Here is a 24,510-nt window from a genome sequence, read left to right on the forward strand (position 1 = left end):
AGGGGGTCCCAAAGACTTACCAAACCTAACCAAACTCCGAATACCGGTGAGTATAGTTCGGCAGGCAGACGGCGGGTGCTAACGTCCGTCGTCGAGAGGGAAACAACCCTGACCGCCAGCTAAGGTCCCCAAGTCATGGCTAAGTGTGGAAGGATGTGGGAAGGCCAAAACAACCAGGAGGTTGGCTTAGAAGCAGCCATCCTTTAAAGAAAGCGTAATAGCTCACTGGTCTAAACAAGCCGGCCTGCGCCGAAAATGTATCGGGGCTAAAGCCATGCACCGAAGCTGCGGGTTTGCAGTGATGCAAGCGGTAGCGGAGCGTTCCGTAAGCCTGTGAAGGGTCACCCGTGAGGGGGCCTGGAGGTATCGGAAGTGAGAATGCTGACATGAGTAGCGAAATGAGTGTGAGAAACACTCACGCCGAATGTCCAAGGGTTCCTGCGTAAAGTTAATCTGCGCAGGGTGAGCCGGCCCCTAAGGCGAGGGCGAAAGCCGTAGTCGATGGGAACCAGGTTAATATTCCTGGGCCTGCGGGTGGTGACGGATGGTGTGTATCGTTTGCCCTTATTGGATTGGGCGGGCGGTGAAGCTGTCCCTGGAAATAGCCCCCGCGAATAGACCGTACCCCAAACCGACACAGGTGGACTGGTAGAGTATACCAAGGCGCTTGAGAGAACGATGCTGAAGGAACTCGGCAAATTGACCCCGTAACTTCGGAAGAAGGGGTGCCTGTCATTGCGCAAGCAGTGATGGGTGGCACAGACCAGGGGGTAGCGACTGTTTACTAAAAACACAGGGCTCTGCGAAGTCGAGAGACGACGTATAGGGTCTGACGCCTGCCCGGTGCCGGAAGGTTAAGAGGAGATGTGCAAGCATTGAATCGAAGCCCCGGTAAACGGCGGCCGTAACTATAACGGTCCTAAGGTAGCGAAATTCCTTGTCGGGTAAGTTCCGACCTGCACGAATGGCGTAACGACTTCCCCACTGTCTCCAGCATCGGCTCAGCGAAATTGAACTCTCCGTGAAGATGCGGAGTACCCGCGGTCAGACGGAAAGACCCCGTGCACCTTTACTACAGTTTTGCAGTGGTGCTAGGGATCGCTTGTGTAGCATAGGTGGGAGGCTTTGAAGCGCGGGCGCCAGCTCGCGTGGAGCCACCGTTGAAATACCACCCTGGCGGTCTCTGGCCTCTAACCGCGCGCCGTTATCCGGCGCCGGGACCCTGCATGATGGGTAGTTTGACTGGGGCGGTCGCCTCCCAAATCGTAACGGAGGCGCGCGATGGTAGGCTCAAGCTGGTCGGAAATCAGCTGACGAGTGCAATGGCATAAGCCTGCCTGACTGCGAGACCTACAAGTCGAGCAGAGTCGAAAGACGGTCATAGTGATCCGGTGGTCCCGTGTGGAAGGGCCATCGCTCAACGAATAAAAGGTACGCCGGGGATAACAGGCTGATGATTCCCAAGAGTCCATATCGACGGAATCGTTTGGCACCTCGATGTCGGCTCATCACATCCTGGGGCTGGAGCAGGTCCCAAGGGTTCGGCTGTTCGCCGATTAAAGTGGTACGTGAGCTGGGTTTAGAACGTCGTGAGACAGTTCGGTCCCTATCTGCCGTGGGTGTTGGAGATTTGAGAGGAGCTGCCCCTAGTACGAGAGGACCGGGGTGGACGTACCTCTGGTGAACCGGTTGTCGCGCCAGCGGCACGGCCGGGTAGCTATGTACGGACGAGATAACCGCTGAAAGCATCTAAGCGGGAAACTTACCTCAAAACGAGATCTCCCTGAGAGCCGTGGAAGACCACCACGTCGATAGGCCAGAGGTCGAAGCTCAGCAATGGGCGCAGCCGACTGGTACTAATCGCTCGATAGAGCTCAATCGCAAGGCTGTGAAAACAGCCGCCGTCATGTCCGGCGAGGAGAACGTCTCCTTAAGCCCCGGCCACGACACATCACGTGAATACGCATGCCCACAGTCAGCATCTTCGAGAACTTAAAACCTGTTTGCTTCGCCGGCCTGGTGGTCACAGCGAGGGCCCCAACACCCGATCCCATCTCGAACTCGGCCGTGAAATCCCTCAGCGCCAATGGTACTGCTGCTTAAGCATCGGAAGAGTAGGTCGCCGCCAGGCCTGCAAAGCAAACAGGCTAACCTCACAATGTAACGTTCCTCCGCCTCACAAGGCACAGACCCATACCGCGGGGTGGAGCAGCCCGGTAGCTCGTCAGGCTCATAACCTGAAGGTCGTCAGTTCAAATCTGGCCCCCGCAACCAAATCCTCGAATGAACCCAGACACATAGGCGCCCCTCGGGGCGCCTTTTGCGTTTATACCCCATCCCCGTGTCGCCACCGTGTCGCCACCGAAATTGGGATAAATCAGGACCCGCCGGGCACTGTTTGTTCTCGGGCCGTAGGATTCTCCGTGGATCGAGTCATGGCGGATGATGCAATGGCTCTGACATGGCTCGCCGATCGGAAGCCATTGATCTGATCCATATCGGGGTGGAGCGGGCGAAAAGCCCGTGGGTGTCGCGGTCGCTGAGCGAGGCGCCAATCAAGGTGAGTAATGCTCAATAGGCGGTGCCGAGAGGGGTGGCGAGCGCGTTCAGGGCGCCCACTTGCAGGGAGGAGGATGCAAATTTTTACAGAGAAGTACGCAAGTGTATTGTCAAGTATATTATAATGAGTTAGAAATTGGCGTGTGGGGTGGTTGGCCCGAGCGTAGGTGAGTTCAACTTGAAAGCGAGCCGCTGCACGCACGCAGCACGCTTGTCAAACAACAGGTGAGTAAGGCCAGCATGCCCATACGCCAGCGATTCTCTATCATATGTGTCTGCTTGTGCATACTCAATGAGCCAAGCTTATAGAATGCAACCCATCATCCTGTGTGCCATGCCGGGGTGCTTCAGTCGCCGCCTGTCCGGGGTGGAGTAGGTAAATAGACGAATAAGATCGGGGGGAAGGATGAAAAATACTTAACAATACCCATGAATTGGCAATCATAGGCAAATAAATACAAGATTATCCTTATAAAGGGAGGGATAACAATGAACAGGTTCTTGAGCCCATCGTTTTTCGGCGGCGTGCTCGCCGCAATGCTTTTCGCCGCGCAGGGGGCACGGGCGGAAGACACGATCAAGGTCGGTGTCATCCTGCCGATCTCGGGCGGTGCCGCCTATGTCGGCCAGGGGATCGGCGACGGGGTGCGCCTCGCGGTCAAGGAGATCAACGAGGCGGGCGGCATCGATGGCCGCAAACTTGAAATTCTCCTGCGCGACGAACAGATGCGGCCCGATGCAGCGGTTGCCGCCGCCCGCGAACTGATCACGCGCGAGGGCGTCAAGCTCTTCATCGGCCCCGCCACCTCGGCGACCGGGCTTGCGGTGTCCGAACTGGCGCGCGAGGAGAAGGTGGTCAACATCTCCCCTTCCGCGAAGACCGAGGCGATCACCGGCGCCAAGCTGCACCACTACATCTTCCAGCTCGCCCCGACGACCGACATCGACGGTGTCCGGGCCATCGACGTGCTCAAGGGCATGGGCACGAAGAGCATCTGCTTCACCGGCTATGACTATGCCTATACCAAGGACTGGTTCGCCGGCATCAAGGCGAACATGGGCGGTATCGAGAACGCCGGCGAATTCCTGGTCCCGATCAACGCGACGGATTACAGCGCGGTCATCACCCAGTTGATTGCCAATTCCTGCGACACGGTCGTCGGCACCATGTACGGCGGCGGCTTCATCGCCTTCGTCAAGCAGGCGGCACCCTTCGGCCTGTTTGAGAGCAAGAAGCTGCTGTGGGGTGCCAACACCGGCGACTATGCCGTCGCCGCGGCGCTCGGCAAGGATTTCCCGGAAGGGCTGTGGGCCTCCTCCGCCGACGTCTGGTATTACGAGGGCTCGCCCGCCCATACCAAGTATCAGGCCGGCCTCGCCGCCCTGCAGGGTCGCAAGGAAACCGACATGTGGCCGATCACCGGTTACAACGCGGTCTATTTCCTGGCGGCGGCAATCAAGAAGGCGGGCTCGGCCGATCCGGAGGCGGTGGCCAAGGCGCTGGAGGGCCTGACCATCGATTCACCCCTGGGGCCGCTGACCATCGATCCCACGACCCATCGCGCCAGTTCGCCGGAATTCTACGGCCAGGTGACGACGATCGAGGGGACGGACGTCAAGCGCCTGACCAGTTTGACGGTCGTCCGGTAGGCGCGCGAAAGCAAGGATCCCTGCCGCGGCCCGAGGGCTGCGGCAGGGGCTCGCTCACCCATCTCGCCGGGGCATAAGGGACCGCCTGCATGTTTTCCAATCCGACCGTGCTGTTCATCCAGGTGATGAATTCGATCTCGCTTGGCATGAACCTCTTCATCATCGCCGCCGGCCTGACCTTGATGTTCGGCGTGCTGCGGATCGTCAATTTCGCCCACGGCGCCTTCTACATGATCGGCGCCTATGCCGCCTATTCGGTGATCCAGGCGACCGGCGATACCAATGCCGGCTTCTTCCTGGGCATCCTCGGTGCCGCCGCCATCATGGGGGCCGCCGCCTTCCTCGTCGAGCGGCTGCTGGCCCGGCTCTATGACAAGGAGCACATGCTCCAGCTCCTGTTCACCTTCGCCCTGGTCATGATCATCAAGGATCTGGTCAAGATGATCTGGGGCTCGGGGCAATACAGTATCGCTGCGCCGCCCTTCCTGCGCGGGGCGATCGATCTGGGGGTCAGCCATTATCCGGCCTATATGCTGTTCCTGTGCCTGGTCGGGCCGGTGATCGCCGTCGTTCTGTGGTTCTTTATGGAGCGGACGCGCTGGGGCCGCATCGTCCGGGCCGCCCGCCTCGACCGTGAGATGCTGGGCGCCCTGGGCACGGACGTAAAGCGCGTCTATTCGACCGTCTTCATCGTCGGCTCGATGCTGGCCGCGGTCGGCGGGGCCCTGGCGGCGCCACGCTCCGCCGTCGATCCCGGGATGGACAGCCTGGTGATCATCGACGCCTTCGTCGTCGTCATCATCGGTGGCCTGGGCAGCCTGCTCGGCAGCTTCGTCGGCGCCCTGGCGCTGGGGCTCGTCACCATTTTCGGCTCCTTCTTCCTGCAGGAATGGGTGATCGTCGCCGTCTACGTGATGATGGTCGTGGTCTTGATGATCAGGCCATGGGGACTGTTCGGCAAACCGGAGCAGGAGCGTCACTGATGACCAGCCGCCCGCAATTAATCTTCCTGCTCGTAACCTTCCTGGTGTTGCTGCTGCTACCCCTGGCCGGCTCGCGCTACCTGGTCGACCTGGCATCGCAGATCATGATCTTCAGCCTCTTCGCGCTCAGCCTCAATGTGCTTGCCGGGCATATCGGCAGCATCTCCTTCGGCCACGCCGCGTTCTTTGCCATCGGCGGCTATGCCTGCGCCTATCTGCTGACCACGGCCGGCTGGCCGCTGGCCGCCAGCATGGCCGGCGCGGTGGTGCTGACCGCCGTCTCAGCCCTGCTGATCGGCCTGGTCTGCGTCCGGCTGAATGCGATCTATTTCTCGATGCTGACGCTGGCCTTTTCCATGCTGGTCTGGGCGGTGGCGGTCAAATGGAAGGCGGTGACCGGCGGCGACGACGGCTTCGTCGGCGTGACCTTGCCCCAATTCCTGACCGATCCGGTCGGCTTCTTCTGGTTCACCCTGGGGGTCACCAGCCTGTCGGTCGCCGCCCTCTGGATCCTCAGCCGTTCCGCCATGGGGCGGACCTTCATCGCCATCCGCGAAAACCCGGTACGCGCCGGGTTCCTCGGCCTCCATGTGCGCCGGATGCAACTGGTCGCCTTCGTGATCGCCGGTGTCTTCGCCGGCGTCGCCGGCTGCCTGCTGGCGATCTATGTGCGCGGCATGTATCCCCAGACCGCGTTCTGGACCCAGTCGGGGCAGGTGGTGATCATGGTCCTGCTAGGCGGGGTGCATTCCTTCGTCGGCCCGATCCTGGGCGCCACCTTGCTCTACCTGCTGGAGATGACGATCCACCAGTACACGGAATATTGGCCGATCGTGCTCGGCATCATCCTGATGGTCATCGTGCTGGCGGCACCTGAGGGGATCGTCGGCCTGTTCCAGCGGCTGCGCCGCCGGTTGAGGAGGCCGACGACACCATGACGATCCTGCAGGTTACCCAGGCCACCAAGCGCTTCGGCGGCTTCACCGCCATCAACAACGTGACCCTGAGCGTCGAGGCCGGGGCCACCCACGCGGTGATCGGGCCCAACGGCGCCGGCAAGACCACCCTGTTCAACCTGATCAGCGGCATGGTCGCGCCCGACGCGGGCGATGTGCATTTCCAGGGCCGCAAGCTGGGCCGCATGCGGCCTCACGACATCGTGAAGATCGGCATGGCGCGGTCGTTCCAGAAGGTGAACGTCTTCCCGCGCAAGACCGCCTTCGAGAATGTCCAGGTCGCGCTGATCGCCAATGCCGGGCTGAACTACAGCTTCCTGCGCTCCGCCGCCGGCCTGTTCCGGGGCGAAGCCATGGCGCTGCTCGACCTGGTGCAACTGGCCGGCGACGCGGCGCGTCGTGCAGGCGAACTCGCCCACGGCAAGCAGAAGCAACTGGAACTGGCGGTCGCCCTGGCGGCCGATCCGAAGATGCTCCTGCTTGACGAGCCCACCGCGGGCATGTCCATCGCCGAGACCAAGGCGAGCATCAGGCTGATCCGGGAGATCGTCGCCAGGCGCGGCCTGACCCTGCTGTTCACCGAGCATGACATGAACGTCGTGTTCGAGATCGCGAGCACCATCTCGGTCCTCCACCACGGCGAGATCATTGCCGATGGCGCCCCCGACGCGGTGCGCGAGAACGAGGACGTCAAGCGCATCTATCTTGGGAAAGACTGAGCGATGGAACTCCTGAGGGTCGAAGGCCTCAACGTCTGCTATGGCCTGAGCAAGGTCCTGCACGATGTCGCGCTGACGGTGGGCCGCGGCGAGCTGGTGTCGCTGGTCGGGCGCAACGGCGTCGGCAAGTCGACCACCATGCGCGGCATCATGGGGCTTACGCCGCCGCGCGCCGGGTCGATCTTGTGGAAGGGCGAGCAGATTCTGCGCCGGTCGCCGCACCGCAACGCCCGGGCCGGGATCGGCTATGTGCCCGAGGACCGGCGGATCTTCTCCTCCCTCACGGTGTGGGAAAATCTCGACGTCGCCCGATTGCCGCCACGCCCCGGCCAGATACCCTGGGACGAGGACCGGGTCTTCGAGTTCTTTCCCGACCTGCTCCCCTTCAAACAGCGCGAAGGCGGCCTGCTCAGCGGCGGTCAGCAGCAGATGCTCACCATCGGTCGTACACTGATGGGCAATCCTGAACTGCTTCTGCTCGACGAGCCGTCGGAGGGGGTCGCCCCCATCATCGTTGCCGGCATCGAAAAGAAGATCCGGGAACTGAAGGAGGCGGGCCTGTCCATCATCCTGGCGGAACAGAACCTCGACTTCGTGCTGGCCCTGAGCGATCGCTGCTACGTTCTCGAGAAGGGCTCGATCGTCTTCGCCGGCACGGCGCAGGAATTGCGCGCCAACCGGGAAGTGCAGGACCGGTACCTTTACATTTAGGTCCCCGCCGGGCTAGTGAGCCAGGCGAGCCGGGCGAGGCCGGTCGGATCAGCCCTGTGGTGCAGGCGGAAGATCGCCTTGGCGTGGAACACCGGCGACAGGTCCACTTTCGCGAGCATGGACGAGAATAGCATGCGTCCCGTCGTCTTGAGTACGGTGGTTTCCGCCTCGACCCAGTCGCCGGGCCTCACCGGGGCGAGATAGTCGATGTCGAGGTTGATCGTCGGCTCGATATGGGTGTCGTAACCGATGGCGTGCTGGGCGCCAAAGGCCTGCAGATCGGCAAAGCTCGCCAGCGCGCCGCCATGGCAGTTGCCGGAAGGGTTGAGGTGGCGCCGGCCGCAGCGGAAGCCCAGCAGCAGCCGGGCCCCGTCTATCCTGCCATAGACCGTGCCGAAGACCTGGGCGAAGCCACCGTCGATCGGGATGGGGCGGAAGCCGTGGGGTGGGTCGTCCGGCAGATCCTGCGTGATGATGTCGACGATTGCGTTCATGTCTTGTCTTTCGGGGGCGGGTGCCAGGTCCCCTGCGCCTTTTCGGGATGTTGCGTGTGCCATCGGGTCAGGCGACATTCTCGATCAGCAGGTCGAGGTCATGGTCGCTCTCCTGGCCGCCGGCGGCGATGAGGTTGACCTTCATCCGCGACAGGGTCCGTGCCGCCTGTTCCAGATCCTCGCGCGGGATGCCGGCCAGGATCCGCTCGTTGAAGAGCTGGCTGACCGGGATGATGTCGTCGAGCAGCGCCCGTGCCTTCTCGGTCAGGAAGATCCGCTTCAGCCGCCGGTCATCCGAGTCCGGCAGGCGGGCGACAAAGCCCGATGCCTCCAGCCGGTCGATGATCGCGCCGAGCGATACCTTGCCCAGGTCCAGCTCGTGGGCGAGCTGAGTCTGGGGCAGGCCGTCGTGGCGCGCGACGAAGGCCAGGACCCACCATTGTGACCGCGTAATCCCTAAGGGCGCGAGCTCGCGGTCAAAGAGCAGGCGTCGCAGCCGGGATACGTCGTGAATCAGGTATCCCAGCCGAATATCCCTTTTTTCGTCGACGAACATCTTTTCGGCCTCCTTTCTATTTCGGGTTTATTCAATATGGGTTCGAGTAATTCTGCTAATTAAGCCCGAGTTATATTTCCTATTGATGTATTTGTATTGCATCGTTAAAGATCTGGTGTTCGGTTCTTGGGAAAAGGGAGGAAGAAGATGTCGGATAATGTGATGGCGTCGTCGGCTGACAGCGTCGCCTGCACCGTGGAGGCGGGGCTCGCCCGCATCACGCTGACGCAGGCGGCACGGGGCAATCCGCTCGATCTCGCCTTCAGTCGCGAGATGCGGGCGGTCGCCATCGAACTGGCGAACCGGGACGATGTCCGCGCCGTGCTGATCACGGCGCAGGGGCGCTTCTTCAGCGTCGGCGGCGACATCAACATGTTCCTGCCCGACCGGTCGGCGATCCCGGGCATCGCCAGGCGCATCACCGCCGACCTGCACACCGCGATTTCCCGGTTCCAGCGCATGGACGCCCCGGTCGTCACCGCGGTGCAGGGGGTGTCGCCGGGGGGCCGTCTCGCTCGTCGCCCTGTCTGATTTCGTCTATGGCTCGAGCCAGGCGAAATTCACCTCGGCCTTTCCGATGATCGGCTTCTGCGCCGACAGCGGTTCGACCTTTTCCTTGCCGGCGCGCATGGGCTATGCCCGGGCCAAGCAGTTCCTGATGCTGTCCGAGACCCTCGATGCCCCCGCGGCGAAGGCGGCCGGCCTGATCGATTACTTGGTCGAGCCGGATGACCTCTTCGCCGCGGCCGAGGCCACGGCCCTGAAACTCGCCGCCGGGCCGACGCGGGCCTATGGCGGGATCAAGCGGACCATGCTGACCGGGCGCCTCCAGGGGCTCGAGGCCCTGCTCGAGGACGAGATACAGGAACTGGCCCGGCTTTCGACCAGCGACGACGCCTGGGAAGGCATGACCGCCTTTGCCGCGCGGCGCCCGCCCCGGTTCACCGGACGATAGGGGGATCGGGCGGGGCACGGCGGTCATACGAAGTCCCGCCCGAACAGGCCCCGGGCGATGATCAGCTTCTGGATCTGGGGCGTGCCGTCGGCGATCAACTGGCCGGCAACGTCGCGCAGCCGCTGTTCGACCGGGAAATCCTGCGTGTAACCATAGTGGCCATGCAGCACCATGCAGTCCTGGATCGTCCCCATGCAGATTTCGGGGATGAAGCCCTTGCACATTGCCGCTTCGCTGTTGTGCGGCAGGCCCTGGTCGCGCAGCCACAGGGTGCGATAGCAGTGCCAGCGCGCCATGGTGAGGCGCGTGAACCATTCGGCGATCGGGAAGGACACCCCTTGGTTCTTCGAGATCGGCTGGCCGAAGGCGGTCCGGTCCTTGGTATAGGTGATGGTCTCTTCCAGCGTTACCTGTGCCGCGCCGATGCACATCAGGCCGATCAGGCCGCGCGTGTACTCGAAGGTCTGCATCACCCGCGAGAAGGCGCCGTTCTCGGGGCCGATCAGATTGCCTGCAGGGATCTCGACGTCTTCCAGGAACAGGGAGCCGCGGACGATTCCCTTGGCCCCCATGTCGGCATAGGGCAGGCGCGTGATCCCTGGCAAGTCGAGGGGCACGAGGAAGGCGGAGACACCCTTGGCGCCCGCCTCCGGTGCGGTCTTGGCGAAGACGATGCCGGCATCGCCCGCCATCAGCAGGGTGATCGCCGACTTCTCGCCGTTCAGGACATAGTGGTCGCCGCGCCTGAGCGCGCGCGCGCGGATCGAGGCCGCATCGGAGCCGCAATGGGGCTCGGTCAGGCAGATGCACACGACCTTGTCCCCGGATGCCATCGCCGGCAGCCAGGCCGCCTGGATTTCGGGCGCCGCGTATTTGCCCAGCAGGTCGCCGGCGAAAGAGGAATTGAGAATGCCATAGCAGCAGTTGAAGTCGCCGCGCGCCACCTCCTCGATGGCAAGGCCGGCGGTGACGCAATCGAGCGCCTGGCCGCCATAGGCTTCCGGCACGCGGAGGCCGAGCAGGCCCATCGCGCCCATTTTTTGCCAGATCTCGGCGGGGAATTCGCCGGTCCGGTCCCAATGGGCGTATTTGGGCAGCAGTTCCTCGGTCGCGAAACTCCTCAAGGAGGCGACGACGATCTTCTGCTCCTCGGTGAACTCGAAATCCACGATTCGACCCTCTCCCCGGTCCTCTGCGGTTTATGCCGCCGTGTTAAGTCAGTCTAACTCACTATATGCTCCGTTGTGCTGATTTTTTTGACCTACTGTCAAGTGGCGCGTCCCGGTCGATCACATGAAAGTGGCGAAAAACCTAGGATTTGTGCGGCGTGGCGGCTGCCGGAGGATGAGTCTTTCAGCATTGACGTAATAAGTAGGACTCACTAGTGTGTATGCGTACGGTTTGGGAAGGGCGCGGTTGAAGCGGCTCCCACAGCTCGGAGGAAGCCCTGGATGGAGACGGTTCTGTCTGTTCTGGAGGAGGTGGCGGCGCGGCCGCTCGCCTATGCGCGCCAGTGGAAGGAAGCGACGGGCCGCAAGGTGATAGGGCTGTTCCCGATGCACTTCCCCGGCGAGCTGGCGCATGCGGCGGGTGGGCTGCCGATCATTCTTCAGGAAGATGACGAGCCGATCACGATCGGCCAGAGCAACGTCTTCAATTTCTATTGCGGCTATAACCGCAGCATCATCGACCAGGCGCTGCGCGGCGAATTCGCCGTCCTGGACGCCATCCTGTTCGGCGACCATTGCGTGCAGCTTCTGGGCACCGCGGACGTGATCCGCGCCAACGTTCCCCAGCTGCCGATCCTGTTCAACCAGCTCTGCTCCATCCTGGATGCGGAATGGGCGATGCGGGAGACACAGGGAACGTTCCGCCGGCTGTGGCACGAGCTCGAAGTCCTCATCGGCCACCCGATCGACGAGGGGCGGGTCCGGGAGTCGATCCGTCTGTTCAACCGCAACCGCAGCCTGATCCGGCAACTCTACGATCTGCGGCGAGCAGGGCGGATTTCTCTGACGGGCCGGCAGATGCAGGCGGTCGTCAAATCCTCGATGGTGATGGACAAGGCGGAACATTGCGCCTTGCTCGAACAACTGATGGCGCAGCTCAAGGCCAGGCCGCCGGCGCCCGGCGTCCGCGTCTTCCTGTCCGGCCACCTGTGCCATGCGCCCAAGCTCGCCGTGCTCGATCTGGTCGAGGAGTGTGGCGGGATCGTCGTCGACGACGACCTCTACCACGGCTTCCGCTTCATTTTCGCCGACATCGACGAGACGGCGCCGCCCGTCGATGCCCTCGCCGAATGGTACCTGTCGCGGAGCAAGAAGGTGCCCTGCCCGACCCGGGCGGTGAAGGACCTGGACTGGGAGGATTACCTGCTGAAGGCGGTGCAGGCCTCCGGGGCGCAGGGGCTTATCGTGCTCCTCGCCAAGTTCTGCGAGCCCCATATGTATTTCTACCCGGAGATCAAGGCGGCCTTCGAGAAGCGCGGCATCCCTCACCTCATGATCGAGACCGAACACGAGGAAATGCCGATCGAGGCCCTGAAGACCCGGCTCGAGACTTTCATGGAAATCGCCAGGCGCCGGGCCGCGGCCTGAGGGCCGGGACCGGCGCCTTGTTCAACATCAATCAGGAGGAACGCATGATGCAGCACATCGCGACGCAAGGCCCCTCGGCCAGCCCGATCTTCGGCAACGGCGAGCGGGCCAATCGCCTGAAGAGCACCAAGTTCGGCGGCCGCCTGGTCAACGATTACTGGGACAACCTGTTCAGCGCGCGCGAACAGGGCAAGATGGTGGTCTGGTACAACGGGACCTATATACCGCCGTTCTTCCACGCCCACGATCTGGCCTGGGTGCACGGCGAGGCCTGGTCGGCCTATCTTGCCGCAAAGCACGGCGAGATCCCGGCGCAGAAGGCCGGCGAACAATGGGGCTATGACCGCGAGCTGTGCTCCTATGCCCGCACCCACATCGGCCAGGCCCTGATCGACCTGCAGAAGCTGAATGACGGAACCCTCGGCATTGCACCGGACGACCCCCGGGCCGAGACCATGCGCAAGCTGCCGGCGCCCGACATGATCATCAATGCCTACCCCTACTGCAGCTCGGGCCAGCAGTGGGACGACATCACCTATCGCCTGTTCGGCAAGAAGGTGCCGATGTTCACCATTTCGATCCCGCTGCTGTGGGGCGGGCGGACCGATGCCGGCTATCTGCGTGGCGACGAATGGAACGAGCGTTCACGCTACGTCGCCGATCAGTTGATGGCCATGACCCGCTTCATCGAGGAGCACAGCGGCCGGAAATACGATTTCGACCGGCTGAGCGAGGTCATGTCCTATGTCAAGCGCGCCGCCGAACTCCGCCTCGAGGCGATGGACCTGTGCACGACGACGCCGTCGCCGGCCAGTTTCTTCGACTGGATCGTCAGCATCGCGCCGGTGAACTTCCTGCCGGGCGACCAGAACCTGGTCACCTATTTCGAAGGCGTGAAGGCCGAGATCCAGCAGCGCATCGCGAGCGGCGAAGGCGCCGTGAAGGACGAGAAATACCGCCTGTTCTTCGACGGCATGATGAACTGGAACAAGGTCGGCTGGCTGGCCGACAAGTTCGCCGCGGTCAATGCCTGCGTCGTCGCCGGGCGTTACACACACATGTCGTTCTGGCAGGAGCCGCAGCTCATCGATCTCAAGGACCCGGTGCTGGGCATGGCGCAGAACTACCTGATCTGCCCCAACAATCACGGTGCGCCGATCATGATCGGGGAAATCGAGAAGATCTGCGAGAAGTTCAACGTCAACGGCATGGTCATGCATGCCTCGCGCACCTGCCGGGGCATGACCAATTCCCAGTTCCTGATCGCCGATTCCGCCAAGCGCAACGGCCGCCAGGCACTGTTCTTCGAAGGCGATGTCGCCGACGAGTCCTTCTACAAGGACGAGCTGCTGAACACGCGCCTGGAAGCGATGATCGAATCCATGGACGCCCAGCGCCGGGCGGCGTGAGCGGGGCAGGCAGGACAGCGTTAGGATAGCGGCGTCGGCCCCAAGTATCCGGGCCTAGAAGAATCGACAAGCTCTGGGAGGAGCGGAGAAAATGAGCAATGCGCCACAGCGCATCGTGCTGCCTTTGAATGCCAGCAATGTCCTCATCACCGGCGGGACGTCCGGGGTGGGGCTGGAGACGGCGATCCACTTCGCGGCGGCGGGGGCGCCCGCCGTCGGCATCGTCGGCCGAGATGCCGGGCGGGGCGAGGCCGCGCGCCAGGCTGTGCTGGCCCGGGTGCCTGGCGCCCGGGTGGAGTTCTTCGCCGGCGACTGCAATCTCGCTGCCGATGCACAGCGGGTCTGCGAGGCGGCCCGCGCCAGCTTCAGCAGCGTCGACGTCCTGGTGAACTCCACGGTCGGGCCCTATGGCCCCAAGCTGTTCCACAACATCGCCCTGGAGGAGATCCAGAAGATCGTCCTGACGCAGATGATGGCGCCGCTGCTGACCAGCCGGATCGTCCTGCCCTGGATGACGGAGAAGGGCGGCGGGGCCATCGTCAACATCGCCTCCGACGCCGGCAAGCTGACGACGCCGGGCGAATCCGTGATCGGCGCCGCCATGGCAGGCATCATCATGTTTTCGCGCACCCTGGCCATGGAAGCGAAGCGCCACGGCATCCGGGTCAACATCGTCACCCCCTCGATCATCAAGGGCACGGCGACCTACGGCAAGGTCATGGCCGACGAATTCTCGGGCAAGTTGTTCGGCAAGGCGGTGAAGATGGCCCAGCTCGGCGTGGTCAATCCCGCCGACATGGCCGAGCTGATCGTCTTCCTGGCCAGCCCGGCGGCGGCCAAGATCTCCGGTCAGGCGATCAGCCTGAACGGCGGCATTTCGGCCGCCTGATGGGCGCGGGCGCCATGAAGGCGGGCTATTCCCCGATGCGGCGCCTGGAAGGCCGGCGCGCGATCGTCACCGGGGCCGGCAGCGGCATCGGCCAGGCGAGCGCGCTGCGCTTCGCTGCCGAGGGCGCGCGCGTGCTCGCGGTCGGCCGCACCGCCAGGACGCTAGCCGAGACCGTGGCCGAGGTCCGCGCCGCCGGCGGCATCGCCGAGCCCTTCGTCGCCGATGCCACACGGGAGGACGAGGTTGCCGCCGCGGTCGGGCATTGCCTCGAAGCACTGGGCGGCCTGGAGATCTTCTTTGCCAATGCCGGCAATACCGACCGGATGGTGCCCCTATTCGACCAGACCGTCGAAATCTGGGAGCAGCAGTACCGCGACAATGTGATCAGCGCCTTCCTGGCGGTGAAGCACGCGGGCCGGCACATGGTGGCGCGGGGGACGGGCTCGATCATCCTCAATTCCTCCACCGGATCGCTGCGCGCGAACGGCGGCACCATGGCCTACAGCGCGGCCAAGGCGGCGGTGAACAGCCTGACCATGAATGCCGCCAATGCCTTTGCCGGCACCAATGTGCGGGTGAACGCCGTCCTGCCGGGCCTGACCGAAACCGGGCTGACCAGGCCGATTTTCGATCATGCCCGCAGCAAGGGGGCCGACGGCAAGCTGGGCGCGCTCACGCCCCTGCGCCGGACCGGCCGGGTCGAGGAAATCGCGGCGGTTGCCGCCTTCCTCGCCAGCGACGACAGCGCCTATGTCGACGGTCAACTCATCGCCGCCGATGGCGGCATCAGCAGCACGCATCCCTTCGGCCGGTTCGCGCTCTGACAGAGTGCGACCGACGGTACGCAGCACGGGTGGATAGAATGGATTTTGAACTGCCCTCCGAGATCAGCGCCAAGCTGGCCGAACTCGATGCCTTCATCGAGGCGGAGATCAAGCCGCTCGAGCGGGAAAACATGCAGTTCTTTGACCATCGGCGCGAACATGCCCGCACCGACTGGGAAAACGACGGCATCCCCCGCAAGGCCTGGGAGGACCTGATCGCCGAGATGGAACGGCGCGCGGATCGCGCCGGCCATCTGCGCTATGGCCTGCCCCGGGAATGCGGTGGCCAGGCTGCCTCCAATCTCGCCATCGCCGCCATCCGCGAGCATCTGGCGGCCAAGGGCCTTGGCCTGCACAACGACCTGCAGGACGAATCCTCGATCGTCGGCAACTTTCCCATCGTGCCCGTGCTCAACGCCTATGGCACGCCCGACCAGAAACAATATATCGACGGCATCATCACCCGGCAGAACCACCTGGCCTTCGCCCTGACCGAGCCCGGCCACGGCTCGGACGCGACCTGGCTGGACACGACGGCGGTGCGCGACGGCGACGACTGGGTGATCAACGGCGTGAAGCGTTACAACAGCCAGGTCTACCGGGCCAGGGCCGATCTCGTCTTCGCCCGTACCTCAGGCAAGGCGGGCGACGCCAAGGGGATCACCGCCTTCATCGTGCCGATGTCGGCGGCGGGGGTGAAGATCCTGTTCAACCACTGGACCTTCAACATGCCGTCCGACCATCCCGAGGTCGGGTTCGAGAATGTCCGCGTGCCTGGCAGCGCCATCCTGCACCAGGAGGGCGAGGGGCTGATGATCGCCATGCGCTTCGTCCACGAGAACCGGATCCGCCAGGCGGCGGCCAGTGCGGGCGCCGCGCGTTACTGCATCGACCAGGCATCGCGCTATGCAAGGCAGCGCCAGGTCTTCGGCGCGCCGCTGTCCAGGAACCAGGGCATCCAGTTTCCGCTCGCCGAGCTTCATGCGGAATGCGAGATGCTGCGCAACTACATCTTCCGCACCGCCTGGGAGATGGACCGCCGCGACCCGATCGAGATCAGCGACAAGGTCGCGATCTGCAACTACAGGGCCAATCGCCTGGCCTGCGAGGCGGCGGACCGGGCGATGCAGGTGCACGGCGGCCTTGGCTATACCAGGGCGCTGCCGTTCGAGCACATGTATCGCCACCACCGGCGTTACCGGATCACCGAAGGGTCGGAGGAGATCCAGCTTCGCCGGATTTCCCAGCATCTCTTCGGCTATGCCGGGCAGGGGGCGCCATGAATGCCCCGGCAACAATCGCCCCGGGCGATGTCGCTGGCACACGGCTGGAGGGGTTCCTGCGCGACCATTTCCCGGCCATCCGCGGGCCGATCGACATCGACCGCGCCGTGGGCGGCATGTCCAATCCCACGTTCCTGCTGCGGGCGGGCGATTGGACGGCGGTGCTGCGCAAGCAGCCGGGCACGGACATCCTGAAATCGGCCCACGCCATCGACCGGGAATTCCGCGTCCTCGCCGCACTCCAGGGCACCGGCGTCCCGGCGCCCCGGCCGCTGCTCTACCATGCCGAGCGGGACGTCCTCGACACCCCCTTCTACCTGATGGAGCGGCTGGAGGGCCGGGTGTTCGACGCCTATGCCCTGCCCGGGCTGACCCCGGCCGAGCGGCGCGCCTGCTACGGTGACATGGCGCGGGTCATGGCGGCGATGCACGGGCTCGACTGGGCGGCGATCGGGTTGGCGGACTATGGCCGGCCGGGCAATTACTTCGCCCGGCAGTTCGCCCGCTGGTCGCAGCAATGGCCGCAGATCCGCGGCGAGGGCAACACCGACATCGACCGGCTGATCGAGTGGCTGGGCACGCGGATTCCCGACAGCGAGACCCTGGCGCTTTGCCACGGCGATTTCCGCATCGCCAACCTGATGTTCCATCCAACCGAGCCGCGCATCATCGGCGTGCTGGACTGGGAACTGTCGACCCTGGGCCACCCGCTGGTCGATGTCGGCTTCAATACCCAGGCGTGGCTTCTGCTGCCGCAGGAAAACGGCGGCATCCGGGGATTGGACCTGGCCGCGCTGGGCATTCCCGACGAGGCGGACTACCTCGCCACCTACGACCGCCTGCGCGGCTCGGGCGAGCCTATGACCACCTTCCACCGCGTCTTCGCCATGTTCCGCGCCGCGGTCGGCAGTGCCGGCATCGCGGCGCGCGGGCGAGGGGGGAATTCGGTGAGCGACGGCGCGGCGCAAACCGGCGCCAGGCTGGCGCGCGTCTATGCCGGGCGTGGCCGGGAACTGATCGAACAGGGGGCCTGAGGATGCCGTATCAATCTACCTTCCGGGCCGGACTGTTCGAAGGCCAGGTCGTGATCGTGACCGGGGGTGGCAGCGGCATCGGCCGCTGCATCGCCCATGAACTGGCGGCCCTGGGCGCCGCGGTCGTGATCGTCGGGCGCAATGCCGAGAAACTGGCGACGGTCGAGGCGGAGATCGTCGAGGATGGCGGCAAGGTCACGCCCCTGGTCTGCGACATCCGCGAGGAAGCCCAGGTGATCGCCACGATCGAGGCCGTGCTGGCCCGCCACGGCCGGATCGATGCCCTGGTCAACAATGCGGGCGGGCAGTACCGGACGGCGATGAAGACGATCTCGACCAAGGGGTTCGAGGCCGTCGTCCGCAACAACCTGACCGGCGGCTTCATCTTCATGCGCGAGGCCTACAATCGCTGGATGGACGCCCACGGCGGCGCGATCGTGAACATCATCGCCGACATCTGGAATGGCTGGCCCGAATTCGCGCATTCGGGTGCGGCACGGGGCGGCATGCATACCCTGACCGAGACGGCGGCCTGCGAATGGTCGGCCTCGGGCGTGCGGGTGAATTCGGTGGCGCCGGGCGGCATCGCCTCCAGCGGCTTCGACACCTATTCGCCGGAAATGCGCAAGCGCCTGTTCGATTACACCGGCCGCATCCCGCTGCAGCGTTTCGGCACCGAGGCCGAGGTTTCGGCGGCGGTGGTCTTCCTGCTCTCGCCCGGTGCCGCCTATATCACCGGCACCTGTATCCGGGTGGACGGTGGCGCCCCAATGCCCGCCAGACCTGGTCCCTGCAGGAACACAGCAAGAGCAGGCCTTACGAAGGTTTTCACCGCGCCAAATTGCCCGAAGTACTGAAATTGTCTCTTGATAGTATACTGTAAACATGATTACCATAATCTAGCAAATTGAAGCCGGATAGACTCGGCTCTTAAAGAATAAACGGGAGGCACCATGTCGATGGTCGAGAAATTCGGCATTTCTTACTTTCCGGCGGACCTGTCCGGGGAGCTGCTGGACATGACGGTGGGCGACCTCATGGAGCGCGCCGCCAGCGAAGTCCCGGATCGTCTGGCCCTTGTCGAAGGCATCGCCGATGCCGCCAAGCGCCGCCGCTGGACCTACCGCCAGCTTGTCGACGATGCCAAGGCGGTGGCGCGGGCCCTGCTGGGCCATTTCGAGCGGGGCGACAAGATCGGTGTGCTGGCGCCCGAGACGCCCGAATGGGTGATCTTCCAGCATGGCCTCAGCTTTGCCGGGCTGATCATCGTGCCGATCAATCCCGCCTATACCGAGCGGGAGGTGGAATTCATCCTGCGCACCGCGGAGGCCAAGGGGCTGATCTTTGCCGAAAGCTCCCGGGGCAAGGACCTGCGGGCCGTCGTCGAGAGTGTGAAGGCCAAGCTGCCGGCGCTAGGTGCGACGATCTGCGTCTCCGACATGGCGGCGCTGATCGCGGGCGCCGACCCCGCGCTGCCGCTGCCGGCCCTCGACCCCAGCGAGACCATGCAGATCCAGTTCACCTCGGGGACGACGGGCTTTCCCAAGGGTGCCTGTCTGCATCACCGGGGTGTCATCAACGCCGCGCGCCAGATTGCCATGCGGGCGAATTTTCCTGAAGGCGGGGTCTGGATCAACTCGATGCCGATGTTCCACATCGGCGGCAGCATCGTCAGCGAGATCGGCACCTACAGCCGCAAGGGCACTTTCGTGCTGATGCAGGCCTTCGAGCCGGGCCTGTTCCTCGAGCTGATCGAGGCGGAGCGTTGCAACAACTCGCTGATCGTCCCGACCATGATCCTGGCCCTGCTGAACCACCCGGACATGAAGACGCGCGATGTCTCGAGTTTCAGCTCGATCCTCTCGGGTGCGGCCAGCGTGCCGGCCGCCCTGGTGCTGCGCGCCAAGCAGGAGTTCGGCTGCGAATTCTGCATCATGTACGGCCAGACCGAGAGCAACGGCCCCTTCCTCGAAACCTATACGACGGATTCGGTCGAGCTGCAGACAGAGACGATCGGCCGGCCGATCCCGCATGCCGAGGTCCGCATCGTCAACATCGATACCCTGGAGACCCAGCCCCTGAACACGGTGGGCGAGATCTGGGTGCGCGGCTTTATGACCATGTCGGGTTACTACGGGCAGCCGGCGGCCACGGCCGCGGCCCTGACCGAGGATGGCTGGCTGCGCACCGGCGACCTCGGCACCATGGACGAGAACGGTTACTTCAAGATCACCGGCCGGCTGAAGGAGATGATCATCCGGGGCGGCATGAACCTCTATCCCAAGGAGATCGAGGATGTGATCTTCGCTCACCCGGAAGTCCTGCAGGTCGCGGTGATCGGCCTGCCGGACGAGACCTGGGGCGAGATCGTCGCCGCGGTGGTGCAGCCCCGGTCCGGCTGTACCCTGTCGGTCGATGAGCTGTACGACTACTGCCGCCAGAACCTGTCGCCGCAGAAGACGCCGGAGCGCTGGTTCCTCGTCGACGAATATCCGATGACCCCGACCGGCAAGATCCAGAAGAACCTCCTGCTCGACTGGGTGAAGGATTGCCGGGTGCACGCGGTTCCCTGGGTGCGGCCGACCCGGCGCACCAACATCGCCTGATGCCGGGGCAAGGAACCAGGCCCGTCGCCCTGGTGACGGGGGCGGCCGGCGGGCTGGGCGGTGCGATCGCGGCCGCCCTGGCGCGCCGGGGGTTCGACCTGGTGTTGAACGATCTGGCGGAGGGGGCGGCGCTGCAGGCGGCTGGCGCCGCCGCCCGGGACGCCGGCGCCGAGGTCCGCTTCCAGCTTCAGGATATCGCGGCGGTCGAGGCGTTGCCGGCCTTCGTCGAGGCGGCGGCGTCGCCGTTCGGCCGGCTCGATTGCCTCATCAACAATGCCGGGGTTTCAGTGCTCTCCCGCGGCGATGTTCTCGACGTAGCGCCGGAGAGTTTCGACCGCTGCATGAGCGTCAATCTGCGCGGGCAATTCTTTCTGGCCCAGGCGGTGGCGCGGCACATGCTGGCGGCACCGGCGGGGCGGAAATCCATTATCACCGTGACCTCGGTCGCGGTCGACGAGGTCATCGGCAAGGTGCTGGCGGAATACAGCATCGCCAAGGCCGGGCTGTCCCACATGATCAAGCACTTCGCGGTCCGCCTCGCGCCTTGCGGCATCGATTGCTACGAACTGCGCCCGGGCATGATGAAGACCGGCATGACCGCCAGCTCGCGCGAGAAATACGACGGCCTGATCGCCGCGGGCTTCGTGCCAGCCGGCCGCTGGGGCGAGCTCGATGAAATCGGCGAGACGGCGGCCAACCTGGCGGCCGGTGCACTGCGCTATGCCGTGGGGCAGGTCATCCATGTCGACGGCGGCATGCGCCTGAAAGTGTTCTGACCCATGAAACTCGACCTGTCACCCGGCGCGCCGCGCGGCTATTGGTTCGAGGATTTCGAGATCGGCATGGTCATGGAGTCGCCCGGGCGCACCATAACCGAGGCCGATATCCTGAATTTCGCCGGCCTGACCGGCGATTTCACCCCGATCCACTTGGACGATACCTTTGCCAGGGCGTCGATCTATGGCGAGCGCATCGCCCATGGGCTGATGGGCCTGGTCTTCGCGCAGGGCCTGATCTCGTTGTCCGCCCATCTGTGGGATGCGGGGGTGGCCTCGCTGAGCTGGAAGAACTGGGAATTCAAGGAACCCTTGCGCCTCGGCGACACGGTGCGTGCCCGCTGGACCCTGACGGACAAGCGCGAGAGCCGCAGCCGGCCGGGCCTGGGCATCATCACGGAATTCGTCGAACTGGTGAACCAGCACGGCAGCACCGTGCAGCATGGCGATCACGTCACCCTGGTGAAGAAACGGGCGGCCTGAGCCAAGGCCTTCAGATCGCCGGGACGCCCCGGCAGCCGGGCATGCAGGCGCGCTGCGCGTGCATCTGTTCCTCGAAGGCGTCATCGTCCAGAAGCGCCAGTTCCGCCTTGTGGATGGCGCGGTAGTCGTCGAGCCCGATCAGGGCGGCGCCCAGTGCGCCGGCAATCTGCGGCGTGGGCGGCAGGATCAGCGGCATGCCGAGAGCGGCCTCGATGTAATGGACCGCGGCTTTGTTGCGGGCGACGCCGCCGGTCATGACCACCGGCCCCTTCTTGCCGACGCGGCCGACCAGGCCCACCGTGCGGTTGGCGATGGCGGCATGGACGGCGCCCAGGACGTCGGGCTTGCTCTGGCCTTCGGCGAGCAGCGAGATCACCTCGGTTTCGGCAAAGGTGGCGCACATGCTGGAGATCTTCAGGGTTTCCTTCGCCTGCAGGGCGATGTCGCCCATGGCCTCCAGCTCGATCGCCATGGCCCGGGCCAGCACTTCGAGGAATTTGCCCGTGCCCGCGGCGCAGCGATCGTTCATGGCGAACTGCATGACGAGGCCGTTTTCATCGACCGCGATGGTCTTGCTGTCCTGGCCGCCGATGTCGATCACCAGGCGGGCCTCGGGCACCATGGCGACGGCGCCGCGGGCGTGGCAGGTGATCTCGGTATAGTTCTTGTCGGCGACATCCAGCATGCGCCGGCCATAACCGGTGCTGACCGTGCGGCCGATGTCGTCCTGGGTCAGGCCGGCCTGTTCCAGCGCCTGTTCGATCGATGCCTTCACGCCCACGCCGCTGACCGCGCCCATATGGGCGACGCTGGAGGCCACGATCCGCCCCTTGAGGTCGAGGATGACGGTTTTCGCGGTGGTGGAACCGAAATCGATTCCCATGACAAAGGATTTCATGCGGATCCCTCCAGGCTTGTCGCGGCGCTCGTACCCCGCCGGTCTTCCATTTGCCTTGGTCGTTCCGATGAAGAGAGTTTAACTCACCAAAGTGGGATGGCCGAGGCACTCTCTGAAGATAGGCATTGCGCTATGAGAGTCAATGTCGCCTGTAAAATAGGGAGGTAAGAGAAAACTTTTGCTCACCCCGCAGGCCACGGAAGATGGTGAGTTAGGATTACTTACTGGCCTTCGGGGCGGGCTTGGCCCGCCTGAGCTGGGCGAGTTCCGCCTTGAGGTCGCGGGTTACCGCCTCAAGCCGCTCGATCGCCGCGGCGTATCCCGCTTCGCCCGGCGGCGTCGGCGGGGCTTTGGGCTCGGCCAGGCCGATGCCCCGGGTGATGACGTCGGCGATGCCGGCGGCGGAATCGTCGACCGAGAAATCGCCTTCGCCGCGCAGGAACGCCCAGGTTTGGTGCTCGATGGCGCCGAAGATGATGTCGCGGATCAGTTTAAGGGGAACGTCGTCGCGCAATTCGCCGCGGCTGATGCCCTCCTTGACCACGTCCATGACAACCTTGGCGAAACGACGATTCTGTTGATAGGCCGGCGTATTGCGAAACTGCGGATCGGCGCGCAAATCGAGCAGGACGTAGCGGGTCAGTGCCGGCTCCCGCTTGATCCCTTGCAGATTGTGCCAGACGACGCGGAAGAGCCGTTCGCGGATGGGCTCGTCGTGGTTCTGCGGCGGCCCCTCGGTGAGCTGCTCCTCGAACCATTCCTCGGCGACCTGGGACAGCAGGTCGCGCTTGCTCTTGAAGTACTTGTAGATGGTGCCTTCGGAGACGCCGCAGCGCTGGGCGACCTCGAGGGTCAGGAACTGTTCGTAACCCCGCTCCCGCAGGACGGCCCTGGCGGTTTGCATGATGGCGGCGACCCGATGATCGCGCGGCAGGCGCCGGGCTGCCGTCCGGGTGGGCGGAGTCGTGCTCAATGTGGCTGTCCCCATCTTCTTGGGCCGTATGGCACCCAGGTGAATCATGAAAGTGAGTGACTTTCATTCCGCGCGGCGAGTCCAGTCGGATTCGCGGATTGCCGGGCCCTTGGCGGCCCGGGGCGGGCGGGTCAGAGGTCGCGGTAGTGCGGCGCGCGCTTGCCCTCGAAGGCGGCGACCGCCTCGGTGAAGTCGGCGGTTTCCAGCAGCATCACCTGCTGGCGGTCTTCGAGGGTGAGGGCGGTATCGAGGCTGGGCGCGTCGATCGCCGCGTTGAGCGTCTCCTTGGTCAGGCGCAGGCCGAGCGGCGAGGCCCGCAGCATGTCGCCGGCGAGGGCCAGTCCCTCGTCCAGCAGGCGCTCGTCGTCGACGATGGCGCTGATGAGGCCGATCGCCTTGGCGCGGTCGGCATCGATGAAGCGCCCGGTCATCAGGAACTCCGAGGCGGCGGAGAGCCCGACCAGGCGGGGCAGGAGATAGCCCGAGCCCATGTCGCAGCCGCCGAGGCCGACGCGCAGATAGGCCGCGTTCATCCTGGCCCGCGGCCCGGCGATCCGCACGTCCGCCGCCAGCGCCAGGGAGAAGCCGGCCCCGCAGGCAGCGCCCTGGATCAGGGCGATGATCGGTTGCGGGCAGGCGCGCATCAGGCGGATCAGGCCCGAATAGAGGCGTTGCTGGACCAGTTGCCGCTGGGCTCGGCCGGGGCCTGCGGGCGCGAAGGCGTCGGAGCCGAGTTCGGCGCCGGCGCAAAATGCCCGGCCGTTCGCGCGCAGGATGACCACGCGGGTTTCGGGGTGCTGCGGCAAGCCCGCGAAATAGGCCGAAAGCTCGCCGGCCATGGCCGGGTTCATGGCATTGAGCGCGGCCGGGCGGTCCAGCGAGAGGATGCCGACCTGGTCGCGGTGCTCGATGGCAATGGTGCTCGGTGTATCGGTCATGGCGGTCCGGTCGACTTTGGATCAGGGGCGCGGCCCCATGCGGCTTGCCGCCATCATAGGCCAACGCGGCCGCCAACGCGAGTGCCGATACTGTAAGTCAGATGAAAGTAATAAAGCTTACTATCATATATAGTACTTAAATAATTGGCTGATTACGCGGCGTTTATTGCGTTTCTTCTTGATTCTGCCGTTTGAGATAGTACGATACCGAACTATA

21 protein-coding genes, 1 tRNA gene, 2 rRNA genes and 1 pseudogene (1 of these 25 only partly in view) are annotated in these 24,510 nt (G+C 64.3%); 19 read left to right on the forward strand and 6 right to left on the reverse strand.

Annotation, left to right across the window (positions count from 1 at the left end):
• The 8 genes from D3874_RS04085 to D3874_RS04120 form a co-directional block, all read left to right on the forward strand.
• Positions 1-1,881 (forward strand): 23S ribosomal RNA (locus D3874_RS04085) (it extends 866 nt beyond the left edge of the window).
• A 134-nt stretch (positions 1,882-2,015) separates the two neighbouring features.
• Positions 2,016-2,131, forward strand: a 5S ribosomal RNA gene (gene rrf, locus D3874_RS04090).
• A gap of 66 nt (positions 2,132-2,197) precedes the next feature.
• A tRNA-Met gene (locus D3874_RS04095) sits at positions 2,198-2,274 on the forward strand.
• A gap of 774 nt (positions 2,275-3,048) precedes the next feature.
• Complete coding sequence (locus D3874_RS04100; protein WP_119776877.1) at positions 3,049-4,209, forward strand: ABC transporter substrate-binding protein; 1,161 nt, start codon at positions 3,049-3,051, stop codon at positions 4,207-4,209.
• Between the two features lie 89 nt (positions 4,210-4,298).
• The gene (locus tag D3874_RS04105; protein WP_119776880.1) at positions 4,299-5,192 is read left to right on the forward strand and encodes a branched-chain amino acid ABC transporter permease; all 894 of its coding nucleotides are present in this window, start codon (positions 4,299-4,301) and stop codon (positions 5,190-5,192) included.
• Positions 5,192-6,130, forward strand: a complete 939-nt coding sequence (locus tag D3874_RS04110; RefSeq protein WP_158595827.1) for a branched-chain amino acid ABC transporter permease — start codon at positions 5,192-5,194, stop codon at positions 6,128-6,130. The genes D3874_RS04105 and D3874_RS04110 overlap by 1 nt, the downstream gene beginning before the upstream one ends.
• Complete coding sequence (locus D3874_RS04115; RefSeq protein WP_119776883.1) at positions 6,127-6,867, forward strand: ABC transporter ATP-binding protein; 741 nt, start codon at positions 6,127-6,129, stop codon at positions 6,865-6,867. The genes D3874_RS04110 and D3874_RS04115 overlap by 4 nt, the downstream gene beginning before the upstream one ends.
• Positions 6,868-6,870: 3 nt before the next feature.
• Positions 6,871-7,578 (forward strand): ABC transporter ATP-binding protein, encoded by a 708-nt coding sequence (locus D3874_RS04120; protein WP_119776885.1) that lies wholly within the window; start codon positions 6,871-6,873, stop codon positions 7,576-7,578.
• Here D3874_RS04120 and D3874_RS04125 read toward each other — a convergent pair.
• Both D3874_RS04125 and D3874_RS04130 read right to left on the reverse strand, forming a co-directional pair.
• Positions 7,575-8,072 carry a PaaI family thioesterase gene (locus D3874_RS04125; RefSeq protein WP_158595828.1) on the reverse strand — a complete coding sequence of 166 codons (498 nt, stop codon included), beginning with the start codon at positions 8,070-8,072 and terminating at the stop codon, positions 7,575-7,577. The two genes, D3874_RS04120 and D3874_RS04125, sit on opposite strands and share 4 nt — an antisense overlap.
• Positions 8,073-8,139: 67 nt before the next feature.
• Positions 8,140-8,628 (reverse strand): MarR family winged helix-turn-helix transcriptional regulator, encoded by a 489-nt coding sequence (locus tag D3874_RS04130; RefSeq protein ID WP_119776890.1) that lies wholly within the window; start codon positions 8,626-8,628, stop codon positions 8,140-8,142.
• Between the two features lie 162 nt (positions 8,629-8,790).
• Between D3874_RS04130 and D3874_RS29945 the strand changes: the two are divergent.
• A pseudogene (locus D3874_RS29945) lies at positions 8,791-9,583 on the forward strand (enoyl-CoA hydratase/isomerase family protein).
• A 23-nt stretch (positions 9,584-9,606) separates the two neighbouring features.
• Here D3874_RS29945 and D3874_RS04145 read toward each other — a convergent pair.
• Positions 9,607-10,752: an acyl-CoA dehydrogenase family protein gene (locus D3874_RS04145; protein ID WP_119776899.1), complete on the reverse strand. Its 1,146-nt coding sequence runs from the start codon at positions 10,750-10,752 to the stop codon at positions 9,607-9,609.
• Positions 10,753-11,034: 282 nt separating this feature from the next.
• On the opposite strand from D3874_RS04145, the gene D3874_RS04150 reads away from it, so the two are divergent.
• The 10 genes from D3874_RS04150 to D3874_RS04195 all read left to right on the forward strand — a co-directional run bounded on the left by D3874_RS04150 (position 11,035) and on the right by D3874_RS04195 (position 21,484).
• Entirely contained in the window at positions 11,035-12,180 is a 1,146-nt protein-coding gene (locus D3874_RS04150) for a 2-hydroxyacyl-CoA dehydratase subunit D (RefSeq protein ID WP_119776901.1), read from the forward strand.
• Positions 12,181-12,224: 44 nt separating this feature from the next.
• Complete coding sequence (locus tag D3874_RS04155) at positions 12,225-13,589, forward strand: 2-hydroxyacyl-CoA dehydratase subunit D (RefSeq protein ID WP_199698929.1); 1,365 nt, start codon at positions 12,225-12,227, stop codon at positions 13,587-13,589.
• Between the two features lie 91 nt (positions 13,590-13,680).
• Complete coding sequence (locus tag D3874_RS04160; RefSeq protein WP_119776904.1) at positions 13,681-14,478, forward strand: SDR family NAD(P)-dependent oxidoreductase; 798 nt, start codon at positions 13,681-13,683, stop codon at positions 14,476-14,478.
• A 14-nt stretch (positions 14,479-14,492) separates the two neighbouring features.
• Positions 14,493-15,302 carry an SDR family NAD(P)-dependent oxidoreductase gene (locus D3874_RS04165; RefSeq protein WP_199698930.1) on the forward strand — a complete coding sequence of 270 codons (810 nt, stop codon included), beginning with the start codon at positions 14,493-14,495 and terminating at the stop codon, positions 15,300-15,302.
• 38 nt (positions 15,303-15,340) lie between these two features.
• Entirely contained in the window at positions 15,341-16,585 is a 1,245-nt protein-coding gene (locus tag D3874_RS04170) for an acyl-CoA dehydrogenase family protein (protein ID WP_119776906.1), read from the forward strand.
• Positions 16,582-17,619 carry a phosphotransferase family protein gene (locus tag D3874_RS04175; RefSeq protein WP_119776908.1) on the forward strand — a complete coding sequence of 346 codons (1,038 nt, stop codon included), beginning with the start codon at positions 16,582-16,584 and terminating at the stop codon, positions 17,617-17,619. Before D3874_RS04170 ends, D3874_RS04175 begins: the two co-directional genes overlap by 4 nt.
• A gap of 2 nt (positions 17,620-17,621) precedes the next feature.
• On the forward strand, positions 17,622-18,476 hold the full coding sequence (locus D3874_RS04180; RefSeq protein ID WP_199698931.1) for an SDR family oxidoreductase: 855 nt from the start codon (positions 17,622-17,624) through the stop codon (positions 18,474-18,476).
• Positions 18,477-18,572: 96 nt separating this feature from the next.
• Entirely contained in the window at positions 18,573-20,225 is a 1,653-nt protein-coding gene (locus D3874_RS04185; RefSeq protein WP_119776911.1) for a class I adenylate-forming enzyme family protein, read from the forward strand.
• Entirely contained in the window at positions 20,225-21,001 is a 777-nt protein-coding gene (locus tag D3874_RS04190; RefSeq protein ID WP_119782109.1) for a 3-ketoacyl-ACP reductase, read from the forward strand. Before D3874_RS04185 ends, D3874_RS04190 begins: the two co-directional genes overlap by 1 nt.
• 3 nt (positions 21,002-21,004) lie before the next feature.
• Positions 21,005-21,484, forward strand: a complete 480-nt coding sequence (locus tag D3874_RS04195; protein WP_119776913.1) for a MaoC family dehydratase — start codon at positions 21,005-21,007, stop codon at positions 21,482-21,484.
• A gap of 10 nt (positions 21,485-21,494) precedes the next feature.
• Here the strand turns inward: D3874_RS04195 and D3874_RS04200 are convergent, their stop codons facing one another.
• The 3 genes from D3874_RS04200 to D3874_RS04210 all read right to left on the reverse strand — a co-directional run bounded on the left by D3874_RS04200 (position 21,495) and on the right by D3874_RS04210 (position 24,293).
• Entirely contained in the window at positions 21,495-22,382 is an 888-nt protein-coding gene (locus tag D3874_RS04200) for an acyl-CoA dehydratase activase (protein WP_119776916.1), read from the reverse strand.
• A 217-nt stretch (positions 22,383-22,599) separates the two neighbouring features.
• Entirely contained in the window at positions 22,600-23,355 is a 756-nt protein-coding gene (locus tag D3874_RS04205; protein ID WP_199698932.1) for a TetR/AcrR family transcriptional regulator, read from the reverse strand.
• A 131-nt stretch (positions 23,356-23,486) separates the two neighbouring features.
• A complete protein-coding gene (locus D3874_RS04210) occupies positions 23,487-24,293 on the reverse strand; it encodes an enoyl-CoA hydratase/isomerase family protein (protein ID WP_119776921.1) in 807 nt (268 codons plus the stop codon).
• Positions 24,294-24,510: the final 217 nt, after the last annotated feature.

Origin of the sequence: Oleomonas cavernae (assembly GCF_003590945.1) — a bacterium.
In the GTDB taxonomy this organism is placed as follows: Bacteria; Pseudomonadota; Alphaproteobacteria; order Zavarziniales; family Zavarziniaceae; genus Zavarzinia; species Zavarzinia cavernae.

Excerpts from the sequence above, each read along its gene's own strand:
- D3874_RS04170 (WP_119776906.1), top strand. The coding sequence starts at position 15,341 with ATGGATTTTGAACTGCCCTCCGAGATCAGCGCCAAGCTGGCCGAACTC.
- D3874_RS04160 (WP_119776904.1), top strand. The coding sequence starts at position 13,681 with ATGAGCAATGCGCCACAGCGCATCGTGCTGCCTTTGAATGCCAGCAAT.
- D3874_RS04130 (WP_119776890.1), bottom strand. The coding sequence starts at position 8,628 with ATGTTCGTCGACGAAAAAAGGGATATTCGGCTGGGATACCTGATTCAC.
- D3874_RS04200 (WP_119776916.1), bottom strand. The coding sequence starts at position 22,382 with ATGAAATCCTTTGTCATGGGAATCGATTTCGGTTCCACCACCGCGAAA.
- D3874_RS04175 (WP_119776908.1), top strand. The coding sequence starts at position 16,582 with ATGAATGCCCCGGCAACAATCGCCCCGGGCGATGTCGCTGGCACACGG.
- D3874_RS04150 (WP_119776901.1), top strand. The coding sequence starts at position 11,035 with ATGGAGACGGTTCTGTCTGTTCTGGAGGAGGTGGCGGCGCGGCCGCTC.
- D3874_RS04105 (WP_119776880.1), top strand. The coding sequence starts at position 4,299 with ATGTTTTCCAATCCGACCGTGCTGTTCATCCAGGTGATGAATTCGATC.
- D3874_RS04120 (WP_119776885.1), top strand. The coding sequence starts at position 6,871 with ATGGAACTCCTGAGGGTCGAAGGCCTCAACGTCTGCTATGGCCTGAGC.
- D3874_RS04110 (WP_158595827.1), top strand. The coding sequence starts at position 5,192 with ATGACCAGCCGCCCGCAATTAATCTTCCTGCTCGTAACCTTCCTGGTG.
- D3874_RS04180 (WP_199698931.1), top strand. The coding sequence starts at position 17,622 with ATGCCGTATCAATCTACCTTCCGGGCCGGACTGTTCGAAGGCCAGGTC.
- D3874_RS04155 (WP_199698929.1), top strand. The coding sequence starts at position 12,225 with ATGATGCAGCACATCGCGACGCAAGGCCCCTCGGCCAGCCCGATCTTC.
- D3874_RS04190 (WP_119782109.1), top strand. The coding sequence starts at position 20,225 with ATGCCGGGGCAAGGAACCAGGCCCGTCGCCCTGGTGACGGGGGCGGCC.
- D3874_RS04195 (WP_119776913.1), top strand. The coding sequence starts at position 21,005 with ATGAAACTCGACCTGTCACCCGGCGCGCCGCGCGGCTATTGGTTCGAG.
- D3874_RS04185 (WP_119776911.1), top strand. The coding sequence starts at position 18,573 with ATGTCGATGGTCGAGAAATTCGGCATTTCTTACTTTCCGGCGGACCTG.
- D3874_RS04210 (WP_119776921.1), bottom strand. The coding sequence starts at position 24,293 with ATGACCGATACACCGAGCACCATTGCCATCGAGCACCGCGACCAGGTC.
- D3874_RS04165 (WP_199698930.1), top strand. The coding sequence starts at position 14,493 with ATGAAGGCGGGCTATTCCCCGATGCGGCGCCTGGAAGGCCGGCGCGCG.
- D3874_RS04115 (WP_119776883.1), top strand. The coding sequence starts at position 6,127 with ATGACGATCCTGCAGGTTACCCAGGCCACCAAGCGCTTCGGCGGCTTC.
- D3874_RS04125 (WP_158595828.1), bottom strand. The coding sequence starts at position 8,072 with ATGAACGCAATCGTCGACATCATCACGCAGGATCTGCCGGACGACCCA.
- D3874_RS04100 (WP_119776877.1), top strand. The coding sequence starts at position 3,049 with ATGAACAGGTTCTTGAGCCCATCGTTTTTCGGCGGCGTGCTCGCCGCA.